Source organism: Paenibacillus montaniterrae (assembly GCF_018403185.1).
In the GTDB taxonomy this organism is placed as follows: Bacteria; Bacillota; Bacilli; order Paenibacillales; family Paenibacillaceae; genus Pristimantibacillus; species Pristimantibacillus montaniterrae.
The window spans coordinates 539,527-555,725 of record NZ_BOSE01000001.1; the positions used below are offsets into that span (position 1 = coordinate 539,527).

Annotated in this window: 12 protein-coding genes; 2 read left to right on the forward strand and 10 right to left on the reverse strand. The window is 46.1% G+C overall.

What is annotated here, in order from left to right:
- The first annotated feature begins 4 nt into the window (after nucleotides 1-4).
- Nucleotides 5-928: a carbohydrate ABC transporter permease gene (locus KJS52_RS02555; RefSeq protein WP_213513060.1), complete on the forward strand. Its 924-nt coding sequence runs from the start codon at nucleotides 5-7 to the stop codon at nucleotides 926-928.
- A gap of 7 nt (nucleotides 929-935) precedes the next feature.
- Complete coding sequence (locus KJS52_RS02560; RefSeq protein WP_213513061.1) at nucleotides 936-1,766, forward strand: carbohydrate ABC transporter permease; 831 nt, start codon at nucleotides 936-938, stop codon at nucleotides 1,764-1,766.
- A gap of 108 nt (nucleotides 1,767-1,874) precedes the next feature.
- Here KJS52_RS02560 and KJS52_RS02565 read toward each other — a convergent pair whose 3' ends face one another.
- The 10 genes from KJS52_RS02565 to KJS52_RS02610 all read right to left on the reverse strand — a co-directional run bounded on the left by KJS52_RS02565 (nucleotide 1,875) and on the right by KJS52_RS02610 (nucleotide 16,177).
- Entirely contained in the window at nucleotides 1,875-3,224 is a 1,350-nt protein-coding gene (locus KJS52_RS02565; RefSeq protein WP_213513062.1) for a sulfatase family protein, read from the reverse strand.
- A gap of 22 nt (nucleotides 3,225-3,246) precedes the next feature.
- Complete coding sequence (locus KJS52_RS02570) at nucleotides 3,247-4,689, reverse strand: sulfatase family protein (RefSeq protein WP_213513063.1); 1,443 nt, start codon at nucleotides 4,687-4,689, stop codon at nucleotides 3,247-3,249.
- A gap of 6 nt (nucleotides 4,690-4,695) precedes the next feature.
- Nucleotides 4,696-6,264, reverse strand: a complete 1,569-nt coding sequence (locus KJS52_RS02575; protein ID WP_213513064.1) for a sulfatase family protein — start codon at nucleotides 6,262-6,264, stop codon at nucleotides 4,696-4,698.
- 15 nt (nucleotides 6,265-6,279) lie between these two features.
- Nucleotides 6,280-7,149 carry a carbohydrate ABC transporter permease gene (locus KJS52_RS02580; RefSeq protein WP_213513065.1) on the reverse strand — a complete coding sequence of 290 codons (870 nt, stop codon included), beginning with the start codon at nucleotides 7,147-7,149 and terminating at the stop codon, nucleotides 6,280-6,282.
- Nucleotide 7,150: 1 nt separating this feature from the next.
- Nucleotides 7,151-8,008, reverse strand: coding sequence for an ABC transporter permease (locus tag KJS52_RS02585; protein WP_373871343.1), 858 nt, complete (start codon nucleotides 8,006-8,008; stop codon nucleotides 7,151-7,153).
- Nucleotides 8,009-8,136: 128 nt separating this feature from the next.
- Nucleotides 8,137-9,687 carry an extracellular solute-binding protein gene (locus tag KJS52_RS02590; RefSeq protein ID WP_213513067.1) on the reverse strand — a complete coding sequence of 517 codons (1,551 nt, stop codon included), beginning with the start codon at nucleotides 9,685-9,687 and terminating at the stop codon, nucleotides 8,137-8,139.
- A 100-nt stretch (nucleotides 9,688-9,787) separates the two neighbouring features.
- Nucleotides 9,788-11,590, reverse strand: coding sequence for a sensor histidine kinase (locus KJS52_RS02595; RefSeq protein WP_213513068.1), 1,803 nt, complete (start codon nucleotides 11,588-11,590; stop codon nucleotides 9,788-9,790).
- The gene (locus KJS52_RS02600) at nucleotides 11,587-12,726 is read right to left on the reverse strand and encodes a response regulator transcription factor (protein ID WP_246563067.1); all 1,140 of its coding nucleotides are present in this window, start codon (nucleotides 12,724-12,726) and stop codon (nucleotides 11,587-11,589) included. Before KJS52_RS02600 ends, KJS52_RS02595 begins: the two co-directional genes overlap by 4 nt.
- A 92-nt stretch (nucleotides 12,727-12,818) precedes the next feature.
- Nucleotides 12,819-15,047, reverse strand: a complete 2,229-nt coding sequence (locus tag KJS52_RS02605) for a type IA DNA topoisomerase (protein WP_213513069.1) — start codon at nucleotides 15,045-15,047, stop codon at nucleotides 12,819-12,821.
- 113 nt (nucleotides 15,048-15,160) lie between these two features.
- Complete coding sequence (locus tag KJS52_RS02610; RefSeq protein WP_213513070.1) at nucleotides 15,161-16,177, reverse strand: glucosaminidase domain-containing protein; 1,017 nt, start codon at nucleotides 16,175-16,177, stop codon at nucleotides 15,161-15,163.
- Nucleotides 16,178-16,199 lie beyond the last annotated feature (22 nt).

Consider the following 16,199-nt stretch of genomic DNA (forward strand, 5'->3'; position numbering starts at 1 on the left):
TTATATGAATCGCAGAAATAAATCACTATACAGTTGGGCGTATCTGTTTATGCTCCCTCAGCTTCTGATGCTTGCAGTATTCACCATTTATCCAATTGTGATGAGCTATGTATACTCTTTTTACGATTGGAGCGGAATTGGCCCCCTGCAACAATTCATCGGTTGGGATAACTTTTATTCTGTTATGACAGATCGTTATTTTTGGAATGCCTATCGCAATAACTTGATTTATATCGGCTTTACGGTGCTGATTACACTTCCCGCAGCATTGCTGGCGGCTTTGCTGCTAAATCTGGCTTATTTCAAAGGAAAAGTCGTTTATCGTACGCTGCTTTTCCTTCCCGTTGTCACTACAACTGCAATTGTTGGTGTCGTATTGAAATCAATGTTCGGCACAGACAATGCGATCGTCAATCTGGTACTACAGCAATTCAACTTGATTAAAGAACCGATTGGCTGGCTGTCGGGCCCTTACACGTCGATGCTCGTATTAATCGGGGCCGGTATCTGGAAAGTATTTGGCATGATTATGATCTACTGGCTGGCTGGCTTGCAATCACTACCTAAAGAAATCTATGAAGCTGCTCGCATCGATGGTGCGGGCTGGTGGGCGGCTTTGCGCTATATTACGATTCCGCTGCTGCTGCCAGTCAGTGCAGTCATTTTACTGCTAACGGTAATGAACGGCATTCATGTATTCGATCTTGTTACAACACTAACTGGCGGAGGCCCTTTCTTTGCTACCGACATGGTCGATCTTTACATCTATCGCTATGCCTTCGGTACAGGAGGCTTCCCGCAGCAAGGCTACGCTTCAGCTGCCGGCATTATATTCGGCATGTCTATATTCGTTATTTCGCTAGTGTTGGGTGCAATTGTTCAGTTGGCGATGCGCAGGCAGCGATCAATCGCAATTGGAAAGGAATGAGTATCTTATGAAACGCAATCGTAGACTGAACAGACTGCTGCATCTGCTGCTGATTCCCTTCTGTCTCATCTGGATCTATCCATTTCTGTGGATGATTTTCTCTTCGTTGAAGACGAATACCGAGTATATCAGCTCAGGGCTGCGGCTGCTGCCGCAGCAGCTTCAATGGGACAATTATACTAGAGCGTGGGGCGTCGGGCAATTTTCTACCTATTTTCAAAACTCTGTTGTCATTACAGTTGGAGCTGTCATTATCGTAACGTTATTGAGCATACTGACAGGCTACGCACTGGGAAGAGTTAATTTCCCTGGCAAGAAAGCACTGCTGTTTCTGTTTGCCGCAGTGCTGTTCATCCCTAAAGGATATACCATTATACCTGTGTTTCAAATCATTAAGCAGCTTGGCTTGCTCAATACAATAGAAGGTGTCATTCTAGTAGAAGCTTCGGGCGTACATATTATTTTTATCCTGATGTTTATGACCTTTTACCGGACGCTGCCAGTTGAACTGACAGAAGCAGCCGAAATTGATGGCGCTGGCTTTTTGCGTACCTTTCTGCAAATTATGCTGCCGCTGTCCAAACCGATTATCGCCACAACTGCGATTATGCAATTTATTTTCACATGGAATTCATTTTTTGTACCATTAGTGTTTACGCTTAACAAACCGGAGCTGCGCACATTGGCGGTAGGGATGTATTCCTTCGTCGGCGAGTATTCGATTGATTATACAGGGATGGCTGCCGCCGCAGTCATTGCTCTGCTGCCAATTATTATCGTATTCGTAGCGTTCCAGAAATATTTTATCGAGGGAGTATCCGGTTCAGTGAAGCTGTGAGATGAAACCGTTAAAAGCCTGCCGAGTTAGAGCAGGCTTTTAACGGATAAAGTCAAGGTTTAAAGAATGTGGGTACCGGAAATGATCCGATTGGAGGCAATGGACATTCTAACGATTATGCTTAACCTTATTTGTGATCCATGGGCTAGTCTGATCTTCAATTGGAGCTTTCGAAAATCCTCCTGTGCTTGTCCACCACTGCTCTACAGTTTGCTTTAAGCGCAAGCGCACCTGCTCCACTTGCTGCTGTCCTGCAATATTGACAATTTCATCTGGATCATGCTGCAAATCGTACATTTCCTCAACTTGATCGTCTATATAATAAATATATTTCCACGCTTTAGTCTGAATGCCGATTAGTGGATGCCGTCCCCAGTAAGCTTTATAATGCTCAAAAAAGACGTGTTCATCTTCTGAAGCCTGATTACGCTCTAGTGCCGGCATTAGCGTGCCTCCTTCGCATTCCTTGGGCAGTGTTATGCCCGCAGCAGCCAGCAGCGTTCCTGGTATAGCCGCCGTCGATACAAGGTCTGCAATAACGTTTCGTTTAGGGCGCATACCAGGAACGTAAAGCAGCAGCGGCACATTGTACAGTTCTTTATAAGGTAGCACGCCTTTGAGCCGCAGCCTGTGCGCACCTTGCATATCGCCATGATCGCTCGTAAACAAAATTACCGTCTGATCGAGCAGTTGCTTAGCCTCAAGCTTGTCCAGCAATTGTCCCAAATACGAATCCAGTAAAGCAAGCATCGTGCGGTAACGCTGAGCATCACGGCGTACAATTTGTTCCGTCAACGCTGATTCGCCTGTCTCTGAACGCTCTTGTTGAAATGCCGGCTTGCCTGACAAATCATCCTGATAGAAGCTGGCTGGCACTGGCATATCTTGCAAAGGAAAATGCTCTGCATAGCGATCAATCAGCTCAAAAGGACCATCCGTCGGCGCATTAGGATGCGGCATATACCAGCATAATTTCATAAAAAAAGGCTGAGCACCATCGTAGTCCTGCAAGTAATTTAACGCTTTTGCAGTCGTTACCGCGTCTTTGTTGCTGTGAAAGCGCGGGTCTTCGTTCGCCCCAGCAAGCTGCATGCCATCTGTGCGATAATCGGTAACTGCAAACTGATGATCTGCTGGAGACAAACCGAGATGCCATTTTCCAAAGTATACTGTCTCATAGCCAGCCCGATTAAATTCCTTGGCAATGCTCCACTCTTGCGGATCAAGAATATGACCAATCTGATAGACACCGACCTGATGCGGAAACTTGCCTGTCATCCAGCTTGCGCGTGACGGCGTGCACTGCGCAGAAGTGCTAATTGCTCCGGTAAATGAAACCGACTTCTTCGCCAGCCTATTAAGATTGGGGGTATAGTAGCTGGAATCGATACAGCCCATTGCCTTAGCTTGCTGCTGATCGGTAGAAATCATCATTACATTTCTTCTCAATTGCTTCACCCCATTTATCATTGTCTCATAATCATTGCACGATCGGCAGTACTTTAGCATGCTCGGGCACAACCCATCTTTCCGTTTCAACAACATCGACATTTCTTCCCCATTTGGCTAATAAAGCATGATGTTCGCGTCTTTGCCTGCATATTTCCACAATTGCTTCAGCGTTCCAATGTTCTTTAAGATACTGTTCAAATTGCTGCACAAGCTCTGGCTGCTCGCTGTAGCGATTATGGCGCTCCTGAGGATCTTCATTCACTTGAAACAGTTGATTGTACGCCTCAAATCCGGCATATGCTATAAATTTCCATCCTGCTTGTCGCAGCATAATTCCTGCTACAGCCTGCCCGCCCACTAACTGGAGTGATTCGCTTATAATGATGCGCGATTCAGCTTGAGCAGTGTCGACAATTTGCGCTTTAAGACTGATCCCGTCCTGTCTAGGAGGAGCTTCAGCATGAATCCAATCGCATAACGTCGGGCCAATATCCAAAATGCTTGTTGGCTGTTCAAGTCGCTTGCCTTGTGGCACATGATCGCCAACCACGATAACAGGGATTTTAGCTGAACCTTCATAAAACGTAGACTTGCCAATCAGCCCATGCTCTCCCGCTTGCTCACCATGATCGGACATATAGACGAAAAGCCCTTTTCTGCCCGTTCGCTGCAAATAATGCTGCCAGGCAGTTCGAACTTCACCTAGCTGGCTGTCCATCGTTTCTACCATTCCCAAATAAGCAGCTCGCAGCTTTTCCAAAACTTCGCGTGTTAATTCCGCTTTTTTCATTGTTGCCAGTACAGGATGCTCCAACACTTCGGTAAAAGTGTCTGGAACGCTGGCAGCCTGCTTATAGTACTGGTACAAATGCGGCGGCGAAACATACGTATGATGCGGTCCATAAGTGCCTACGACAATGCATTGCGGCTTGGCATGATCAGCCTGTAAATATTCTAGCGCCGCTTGAATGACCGCTTTATCGTATTCAAGTACAGGCGATGTACCGCCGCCTACAATTTTTAAGCTGTCATTTGCCATTGTCCCGACATACGGTCCCAAATCATTGCGAGCAGGACCGTAACGTCCCCAAAACAGCGGCGTCATTTCACCCATAATCCGCTTCGTAAAGCCATGTCGCTGATCCTCGCCCATAAAGTGCATTCTGCCGCATAAAACCGTGTCATAGCCTTCGGCAGCAATGCTGTGCAAAAAAGTCGCATGGTCCGTTGCAATTGCCCCTTCATTAGTAAACACACCTGTATGGGAAGGAAGCAGCCCAGTTAACAGTGCAACTCTTGATGGAACGCATAGCGGCGATGCTGTATAGGCATTGCACAGCATCGTTCCTTCGCTTGCCAACTGATCGAGCCAAGGCGTGCGAACGAGTTCATGCCCTGCGCAGCCCATATAATGGGCATGATGCTGATCGCTAATAAAAAGCAGAATATCAGGCTTTTCTTTTGTTCCCATGCTGAGCTACACCTCCTCGCCCGCTGCTGCCGAGCCTCTCATTTTAGCGCCAAGCAAAGCTTGCAGTTGCGCATGAGCTGCCGAAGGCACGACAGGAAATTCCTGAGGATGCCGCTTTATCAGCTCAGGCACAGCATATTCGCGTCCCGTTTGTTGGAGCCTTTCAATATAAGCGGGCAAATACCCTCTGGCATGAAACGGACCACCTTCTTTGTGTACTGTCCAAAGTGGATCGCGATCATCGCTGGACGCGCGCATTTGCTCATCGTGCCACTCCTGCAAATAGTACACCGCTTCCATGCATAAATCTTTGCGCTCGGCTGCCACATTAAACTGCTCGTTAGGATCATTCTCTACATTAAATAGCATTTCGCGATCAAATAAATGAAAACCATCATGGTACGTTCGAATATACAGCCAACCACGGAAGCGAACGCTTCTTTGCAGCACATGTGCACATTGGGAAATAACTAAATAATCTCTGCCGCAGTCTGCTGCGCTCGTCAAAACAGGCGCGTAACTGCTGCCGCTCCAGTCTGGCAAAATCGGTCCATTCAGCAGCTCGGCAAGCGTCGGCAGCAAATCGAGATGATAATGCAGCCCTTCATCAACAAGCCCCTGCTGCATACCTGGCCAGCGAATAATCATCGGAATGCGGCAAGTAGCCTGATCGGCAGTGGCATGCTCCCCGTAAATGCCAAGCTGCCCCATGTTTTCACCATGATCTGCAGTAATGATAACAATCAGCTCATCCATTACCCCTTGCTCGCGCAGCGCATCGAACAGCATGCCCAGATGATGATCCATGTAAGCAATTCCACAATCATAGCCATCGATCATCGTGCGCAAATCGTGCATATTGCCAATTTCCCCCGGCTGTCGTGGAAATAAAGCGTCGCTTTCATTGGTATAGGTCTTGTTTCTAAAATCAATTTTCAACTCAGACGAGCTGTGGGAACCTACCAGCTTCTTATGCTGCTCCAAGACTACTTCATTAAGCCACGCTGGCAACGGCTCTTCTGCAAACGGATTGCCAAATGACTGCGGCGCTCGATACGGCGTGTGAGCATCCCAATAGTTGATATATAAAAACCAATCCTGCTTCTGCGCATTGCGCTCTATCCAGTCGAGCGCAATCGGCGTCACCTTTTCTGCCGATTCATTGCCATACTGCCCCGTATTTATAATTTCATTAAAACCAGCATAAAACGAAAAGGTAGAGTGCCGCTGCGCAAATGGACTGATCAGCACTGTATTCATATTTTTAACTAGCCCCAAATAGGAAGGCAGTGCTGTTCCTCTTGTTAACTTTCCCATCAACTCTCGTGAAATCCCTTCCGGCTTCATATCTCCGGCCGTTCCTCCGTGCCCGACAAGCCCATTGACAATGCCAAACTTTCCACTCATCAATGCAGTTCGCGAAGGCGCACACGGTGCATCCGATGTATAGTAGTTCGTAAACCTGACTCCTTCAGCGGCAATGTTGTCAATATTCGGCGATGTATTGCGATGATAGCCATAGCAGCCCAGATGAGCAGGGCTTAAAGCATCCAAATCCAAAAATAATATTTTCATTGACCGTTCTCCCTTCTAGCCTTTAACCGAACCTAGCAGCATGCCTTTATTAAAATACTTTTGCAAGAATGGATACACGACGAGCAGTGGCGCAGAAGAAACGAGCACAGCCGCCATTTTAACCGCAGGTGTATATTGGAACATGCCGGCGTCTGCTTCCATCGACTGATCGGATTCAATTAGCATTTGCCGCAAAAATACTTGCAATGGCCAGTCTGACGAGTTGTTCAAAAATAAAATCGCATAAAAATACGTATTCCAATTAAACACGGCATAAAAAAGGGTAAACGTAGCCAGCGCCGGCAGCGATAACGGCAACATAATTTGCACAAATATCCGGTATTCCGAGCTGCCGTCAATTTTGGCAGCTTCCTCAAGCTCGGTAGGTATCGCCTGAAAAAAGCTGCGCATCACAATTAAATTAAAAGGGGCAATTGCAGAGTTTAGAAACAACGCCCAATAGCTGTTCAACAGCCCCAGCTCACGAGTAACCAAATAAGTCGGAATAAGCCCTCCCGCAAAAATCATCGAAAACAGTACCATAAAATTGAGCAGACGACGGCCTTTCAGCCAGCTTTTCGATAAGCCGTAAGCCATTAGACTGGTCAGCACAATGTTGATTAATGTGCCAAAAAACGTAATCATTATTGAATTTTCAAAGGCTTGCAAAAAGTTTCGATTATGGAGCAAATATCCGTAGGCTTCAATAGTCCATTCACGCGGAATGAGAAAAAAGCCGCGACTTAAATATTCATGCTCCGTTGTAAAGGAGCTGGTTATCACGTAAAAAAACGGCAAACCGACGACAAGCAGAGATAACAGCAAAAAGCTGTACACACAAACAACAAACAACAGATCGCTGCCACGGTAGCGCAAAGCCTTCATGCTAGTAAACCCCCTCTTCGCCAAATTTGCGGAACAAATAGTTACTCGAGGCAATGAGAATTAAACCGACAACCGACTTGAACAAGCCCACTGCCGTTGTATAGCTGAATTCTCCTTGCAGCACGCCCGTACGATACACATAGGTATCAAATACGTCGGATACTTGCAAATTCAAGCTGTTTTGCAGCAAATAAATGTGCTCAAAGCCAATATCGAGTACATCGCCAAGCCGTAAAATAAACAATACAATAATCGTCGAGCGAATCGCAGGTAGTGTAACATGCCAGATCAGTTGCCAGCGGCTCGCTCCGTCCATCACTCCTGCTTCATACAAGGCAGGATTGACGGCAGCAAGTGCCGCTAAAAAGATAATCGCATTCCAACCTGCTTCCTTCCAAATGTTTTGCAATACATATACATAGCGGAAGTAAGCAGGATCGGTCATCACTTCGATCCGATTCAAACCTAAGCTGGCAAGCAGCTTATTGACTGTGCCGTCCTGCGTCGCAAACAGCGTAATCGTCATGCCAACTACAACTACCCAAGACAAAAAATGCGGCATATAAAGTGCGGTCTGCACTGCTTTGCGGAACCATCTCAGCCTCACTTCATTAATCGCCAATGCAAGCGCAATGGGAGCTGGAAAGAATAGAAATAAATTTAATGCGCTTAACAATAATGTGTTTTTCAGCAGCGGCCAAAAATCAACATCGCTGAACAAGCGTTCAAACTGCGCCAACCCAACCCATTCACTGCCTGAATGTCCGCTAAATGGATTGAAGTCTTGAAACGCTATAATAATGCCGCCCATCGGCAAATAACGGAATATTAAAAAATACAGCAAGCCCGGCAAAATCATCACATATAGCGGAATCCCCCGCTTCCAATGTGTCCAAGATGCTTGTTTAATCCGATTCTTCACAAATAGGACGGGATTAGAGAATCGTTGTTGCTGCATGAAATTCCTCTCCTGTTTCAGCTCTCAGCTCATTGCGTGATGGCATATGCTTCATTGATTTCTTCGGCTATTTTACTTCCGCCACTCGCCAGCCAATCGGCAGAGGCTTGCTCGATTTCATCTACCTGCTTACGTCCTACTATAATTTCAGCTACTGTACTAATAAATTTGCCGTTAATGTTGGCGCCGCTTTTGTTTAATGTGTCGGATTCAAGACCTGCTGCGGGATTTTGCCAAATATGCTGCTCATTTTCAGCAAACATCCGGGCAATCTTTTGATGCGTTTCGGCATTATCCCACTTATACATTTGAATACCTGGATCAAATGGGCGGAAAATCCAGTTATTGATTAAATTTTGCCGGTCTTTATCTGCTGCTTCCAGCTTCTCGTACTGATCTTCGGAAATTTTATTGTAATGAACGCCTTCAATTCCGTGCTTAATAAAGTCTGAGCCTTCTGGTGATAGAAAATAATCCAAAATCGCTAAAATCCGTTTTTGCTTCTTTAAATCAATATTGGCATTAATCACATTTTTATCGAGCATGTTCAGTGTACTGGTGCCAGTTAATCCAGTCTGTCCTGTTGGAGGAGTGATCGGCACGATATTGCCTTCTGGAACTAACTTCTTCAAGCTGTTGATGCTAGTTTGATACTGATTAGGATTTGCATAGGCAAAGCCGATTTTGTTCGTTTCCAGCTTCTCCAGCGGCGCTCCCAGCTTATTAACAGCAAAATCACGATCAAGCACGCCTTCGGTGTAAGCGCGATTCAAGTAGGCAAGCACTTGCTTCCATTCTGTAACTTGCGTCTGATAAGGAATCAGCTTGCCATCTTCTTCCTTCCACTGATTGGCAAGCCCAAACCCTGCCATAATATACTCAATTCCAACTAATGTACCCGAGGTATGATCGATATATAAGGAAAAGCCGCTTGTATCATGCTGTCCGTTGTTATCCGGGTCCTGCGTGGCGAAAGCTTTGGCTACTTCATAAAACTCGTCCAGTGTTTCAGGCACTTGCAAATTTAATTTTTCCAGCCAATCTTCGCGTACGGACAGAGAATCTCTCGCTTTGGTCAAGTAATAAGGAAGGCCGAGCACTTGTCCTTTCGGATTAAGATTGTGCAAATCTTCTGCTGGAATAGCGGCCAGGTGCGGATAGTCGACAAGCAATGGCTGAATATCAAGAAACAAGCCTTTATCCTTCCACTTGCTGAATTCCTCTGAAAGCACGAGATACATATCGGGGAAATCATTAGATGCCGCAAGCACATTCAATTTTTCAGCATAATTGGCAGCAGGTATCCACTGAATATGCAGGTTTACATTAAACTTTTCGTTAATCGCTTCAATCATCGGATGATCTTCTGGCCAGCCTCCTCCTTGAAAGGAGCGAACCATCCACGTAATATCCAGTTGTTCATTAAAATTATCGACCTCGTTAGCAGCAGCCTGCTCATTGCCGCTTTTACCGCCACCGCTGACATTAGCGCTGTTCTCATTAGCAACTTGGCTGGAGCATCCTGCCAACACTCCGAGCAGCATAATCGTTAGCAGCACAACACTTAAAATCTTTTTCATCTTAATCCCCTCTAATTCCATTGGTTTAATTAACTTTATATAATAGTAGCGTATTAAACCAAATTACGCCTTATCCGATTCTCTGATTTCTTATCCTGAGTTAATTACTTGGTTTTAGAGGGTGACGAATTGTAATTAAAGTGCCTTCACCTTGCACTGAAGCGATGCTGATACCGTATGGCTGACCATATCGCAGAAACAATCGTGCATGAACATTGGCAAGCCCTAGTGATTTTCGCTGTTTCATTTCCTGATAGCTGCTGTTATGCGTAATAGCTTGCAAATCCTGCGACAGCTTGGCTTGCACTTCTGGAAGCATGCCACTGCCGTTATCGGATACTTCCATTACTAGATCTCCATTATCCTCATAAGCATGCACTTTAATAAGCGAACCTCTCGTCCCCGACTCCACGGCATATTTCACAGCATTTTCCACGATCGGCTGAAGCACCAGCTTGACTACACGGCAGTTGTAAAGCACCGGCTCCACCTTAATTACTCTTTTAAATTTTTTTGGAAAGCGAATAGCCGTCATTTCCAAATATTTTTCAAGAATAGTCAACTCCTCGATCAGCAGCACTTCATCGTCACTTATATCGGCAGTATAGCGATAAACATCCGCCAAGTTGCCCGCCATGCTAACGACTAGTTGATCGTCATTAACCAGACCAATGCTTTTGATGACATCTAGTGAGTTGTACAGCAGATGAGGGTTGATTTGATTTTGCAGCGCTTGGATTTGCGCTTCCTTCTGTTGCAATCGTGCTTGCAGTTCCTGAAGCTTAAGATCGGTAATTTGCTGCAACTGATATTCCAGTTGAGCCACCATTTGGTTAAAGCTTTCACTCAGCTTTTGAAATTCGCCGTTCGCATGCTCAGGGTTGGCTCTTGCAGTATAATCGCCTTGCGCTACCTTTTTCATTTGATATTGCAGCCGTAAAATAGGAGAAACGAACAAATTGGAAAGAACGGGGATAATAAGCATGACGACAAATGCAATGACAGCAAAGGAAAAAATCGCAGCTTGACGAGCGGAGTAATAGCCGCTTGCCATTTCATCAAACGGAACCATCGCAACGACTTTCCAGCCCGTAACCTGTGATGTACTCGCCGACAGCAGCACGCTTGTACCATGCCAATCAGCAGCTTGCACACCGCCATCATCGGGCATTTTAATAGATTTGAGCGGCGTATCAGACAACTTGGCGCCTCGCCAGCTTTTTTCATCGGCGTAGACGATCGTATCTCTATGAGAAAGCAGCATAAATTGACCCGTCTCTCCTATTTTGGAGCGGGTCATCGTCGTTTCTATTTCACTAAGCGATAAATCAATGACAATATCTCCGATCAAGGCCAGATTCGTTCTGCTAAATACGGGAACCAGTATGGAGATTACATTCATGCTTTTGTTTTGCGGGTAGCTGATCGTATGAGTAGCAAGCAGTCTTCGCTCTGCCGAAACAGCAATATCATACCACGGCTCTTGATTGTAGTCTGGCTCTTTGAAGGAATAACTCGGTGCAGACAATACACGCCGATCTGTCGATTTAAGAAAAATACCGACTACTTCTGGAAACTGAAAAGCAATGCTGCGCCGCAATTGTGCTTCTATATCCTCAATCTCAAGCAGGCTCATGCTTTCGCCATGCTCAAACCAAGCTTGAACGTTGTCTGTGTTAGCCAACGTACGGGTAGAGCTTGATATATGATCCAAATAAAACTCAATATGATGATTGAGCCTTTTGGCAGCTTCATCCGTGACGGTGTGAAAATCCTCTTTTACTGCCTGACTGTAATTGATATGAGAAAACAGAGCAACCCATATCATAGACAGCAGACTAATGCCAAGGAACAGCAGACTCATGCTCCAGCGAAGATTGACTTTACGCCATATATGTGTCATAGCAAGCCCAGCCTTTTTCGATATTCATTCGGCGACAAGCCTGTTGTATTTTTAAACAGTCGCGTAAAATAGGGGGCAGAGGTGAAACCGACCAATTCAGCTACCTCGTATGCTTTCAAATCCGGTTCAAGCAGCAATTGTTTAGCTTTCTCGATTCTGATCAGGTTGACATAATTGCCGAATGTTTCCCCGGTATGCTGTTTAAATAATGCACTAAAATGCGATACGCTAAGCCCGACATGCTCAGCTACACTGTTCATCCTGATCTCATGCATATAGGAAGTTTCTGCATAGCTGCACGCCTGTTTTATAGCCAGCCGATATGATCGTTTGGTTTGTCCGCTTTGGCTTTTACCACACCAGCGATCTGCCAACTGCTGAATTTGTTGTTTGTACGCAGCAGCATCAGCATGACCTGCCGCTTCACCAGCTTCATTTGTTTCGCTAGCTATGCTTATGTCTTCAGGATAATAAACTTTCAGCAGTTCGTTCCATTTCACAGTGAAAATACGCAGCAACCCGATTTTTGAACTGGGATGGCTATGGCGACTGCTCATAATTGCTTGTACGATTTTCGACTGTTCCTGCTGTACCTGTTGTTCATCCATCAACGGTAGCCGTTCAAGAAAAGCATTAATTTTCAACATTTGCTCATGAATGGGCTTTAGCATTTCCAATCTGTCAATCGAGCGCTGCAACGATTCCTTCAGCACCTCTTCCCTGACCGGCTTCAACAAATACTCTGACACGCCATATCGAATGCCTTGCTGTGCATACTCAAATTTGTCATAGCTGCTCAAAATGATGCTAATTACCGGCAACTGATGTTCATGAATTTCTTTAAGCAGAGCCAGTCCATCCTTATGAGGCATTTCAATATCAGTAATTAATACATTGGGACTCAGCTCTTGTATCAACTGCCACGCTTCTGCTCCATCCTCTGCCTCGCCAACAACCGTAAACCCCGATGAGATACGCTCTAGCATTTTTACAATTCCACTGCGAATCCAATGCTCATCCTCCGCTACAACAACATGATACATAAGTTGCCATTCCTTCCCTTTTATGCTGTGATAGGCTGAAATTAATTTCAAGTAAACCAATCGGATTAATTGATATAGTTCAGATTTTAACAACTGATTCTCTCTTTCGTCAACATTGCCAACAAAAAAAAGCCAGCCGCCGATACACGATCGACAACTGACTGCTTCCTGTTGCTTGCACGATATTACATCTCTATATCTAATTCGCCGCTGCTGCGATTTTTCAATATAATTTTCCCTTGTACTTCTTCACCGTTGGACATAATCAGCTTAAGGCGTGCTGTTTTACCTTTTTCTGCAAGCGCCTTAATTTGACTGTCTGTCAGCTCGCGTCCAAATGAATCCTTCCATATCACGAAGCCGCAGCCGCTTTTATAGTTGGAACAGCCATAGCCCCTCTTGCCTTTAATAATAAAACCAGAACAATTAGGGCGCGGACAAGCAGCAATGCTGGTTAGCGACTTAACTGCTGCCGCTGCTGCCCTTTGCTTGCCGGATGCTGTACTCCCTTTACCAGCCTTAGCGGCTGCTGTGCGTGCGCCTTTCTTCTTGACAGGCTTCTCGGCTTGTGCAAATTGATCCTTTGCCGCGGCCGGCTGGATTTTTACCTTATCGACAATCATGCTGGCGAACTTCTTCACATTCTCCATAAATTGTTCAGCCGAAGCTTGACCTCGAGCTATATCATTCAGCCTCTTCTCCCACATGCCCGTCATCTCGGGCGAGGTTAGCAGCTCAACGCCAGCACCACGGACGAGCTCAATGGCGGCCTTGCCTTTATTGGTTATCGTAATTTTTTTGCCTTGTATATGAATATAGCCAACCTGCTTCAAGCGTTCGATCGTGGCCGCACGGGTTGCTGGCGTACCAAGACCACAATCCTTCATCGCCTCTCGCATATCATCGTCTTCGATCTGCTTGCCCGCGCTTTCCATAGCCTTGAGCAATGTGCCCTCTGTATATGACTTGGGAGGCTGTGTTTCCTTCTCCTTTGCCACGGCCTGCTGACATTGCACCGGCGCTTTGGCATCAAGCTCAAAGCTGCCGCTCAGCTCTACAATTTCGTCCTCTTCATTGCTTGTTTTCGTTTTCCGCTTGCTCGGCGTTTCCTGTTGATCGCCGTAAATGACCTTCCAGCCTAACGCAACAAGCTGCTTAATCGTCGTTTTAAAGCGATGCTCGCCCACCTTGGTCATGATGAGATGGTTAATGTATTGGGCTGGCGGGTAATATTGCGACAGAAACCGCTTGACGATCAGATCATAAAGCTTCTGTTCGTCGCTCGACAAGGAGCCCGCTTTTTTAGCGGTCGGCAAAATCGCATGATGATCCTCGACCTTTGCCGGATTGCAAATGCTTTTATTGCCAGCATGTACGAAGGAGCGATTCGCTCCTTCCACCCATTGCCCGTACGACGTTCCTTGCAGCGCCTGCAGCGCTTTATGCATCTCGGGAATATTTTGCTCATTCACATAGTTGGAATTGGTACGCGGATAGGTAATGAGCTTATGCTTTTCATACAAGCTTTGCGCAATATCCAGCGTCTTTTTGGCAGAAAAATTAAGCTTGCTGTTCGCTTCACGCTGCAGCAGCGTCAAATCATAGAGGCGATGCGGATATTCCTTTACCTCTTTCTGCTCATAATGCTCGATTTGAGCAGCTTGTCCCTTGACCGCTGTCGCGATCTGCTGGGCCTTTGCCTGATCTGTCAGGCGATCGCCCTGCCAAAGCCCCTTATAGGTCGTCTTCCCCTGCTTGAAGCTGGCTTCGACGACATAATAAGTATCGGATTGGAACTTGGCAATTTCCGCTTCACGATCATAAATAAGCGCAAGAACAGGGGTTTGCACACGGCCTACTGACAGAAGCTCATTATGCCTTGTTGTAAAAGCGCGTGAGCCATTCATGCCAATCAGCCAATCCGCTTCACTGCGCGCCGAGGCTGCTTTCGTTAAATTATCATACGCTTGGCCAGGCTTCAGCTCAGCGAAGCCTTTTCTAATCGTTTCCGCTGTCAAATCAGAAATCCATAAGCGCTGCACCGGCTGTTTCAGCTGCAAATAGCGCTGAATAAGCGAGAAAATATATTGTCCTTCCCGTCCAGCATCGCATGCATTGACTATTGAGTCGCAGCGCGCAGCCAGCTCTTTAATCACCTTTAGCTGATCTGCCGTGCGCTTATTGGCAACAAGCTTGAAGCGTGAAGGAATAATCGGCAAATGGGCAATGTTCCACTTCTTGTAGCGCTCATCATAAGCATCCGGCTCTGCAAGCGACACCAAATGACCGATTGCCCAAGTAATAATGTACTGATCCCCTTCAATATAGCTTCTCATATTTTTCGCATTGCGTTCTATTGCAGCTGCGATATTCCGCCCCATATCCGGCTTCTCCGCTATAATTAACGTTTTCATCATAACTCCTCTATCATCATTGTTCGAACACAATTATCCATCGCGTACCGTTGCCCGCCTGACGCCAGCTTAGAAACTTGCAATCAGGCATGGCAACGGAATTGTTTATGGCATTAATCATTTATATAGTTAATGATCGTTTCAAATAGGCTCGATACCCCTTTGGACCAATTCGGGTCCTCGGCATATTTGCGATTGATCCAGACAATCGCTTCGACATCTTCCGGGCGATCCTTGCTTAAATTAACTATCGTTCGGGCCGCAATTGCTGTAGAATCTGCGATTGTTGTATTATAATCCTGCCAGCTGTGAAATACATTAAACGGGTTGTTGACAATTTCCTCCGCCAGCTCATGATCACGCTGTACAAAGCCTTGCTCTTGCCCGGTAATAGCAAACAGCAGCACTGGCGATATGTTGAACTGCTTGGCTGTTTCGACTATGACATCATAATATTGCTGCTCCGCAAGCAGCGACGATCTCGTCTCCAAATAAGCCTTCAGCTTGTCATGATCGACCTCATGATACTGATATTTCTCAGGCAGCTCGTTTTCTGGCAATATTTCCGCCTGCTTCAGCGATTCAGCCAGCACAATCGGCTGCTCCTTGGCAACGTTGGTCTCCTGCTCATGCAGCAGCTGCGCTGTTAAAGCACCACCGACAATAGCCAGGCAGCCGAGTCCATAGCGGATTGCCTTATTTCGCTGATTAGCTGCGGCTGCGAGCTTGTCCAGCCATCTCTGCAGCTTGCCACGAGCTTCAGCTTTACAGCCTGTCTCAGCTGGCGAAGCATTCAAGCCATTGCCTGCTAAACCATGCTCTGCTCTCCATGCGGACAATAACTGCTGCGCCTCTGGCCGATCAAGCGTACAACGCGTGCACATTTGGTCAATATCCTGCAGATGGACAGGACGCTTTTCCGCAATGATGACATGCTTAATCAATTGCTGGCAAATGGTTTCGTTTAACTCGGCGTCGAAATGCGGAAGCTGGCGCGTTATAATTTTGACAATTGCATCCGCTACAATTTCCGCATGCTTTTCCTTGGGCAGATGCTCATATTTTCTTCTAACATAAAAACGAATTCGATCAACAGAAGCCAAAGATAAAACATCCCGTTGCTCCACCATATTCGCCTCACTTTAAAAGCTT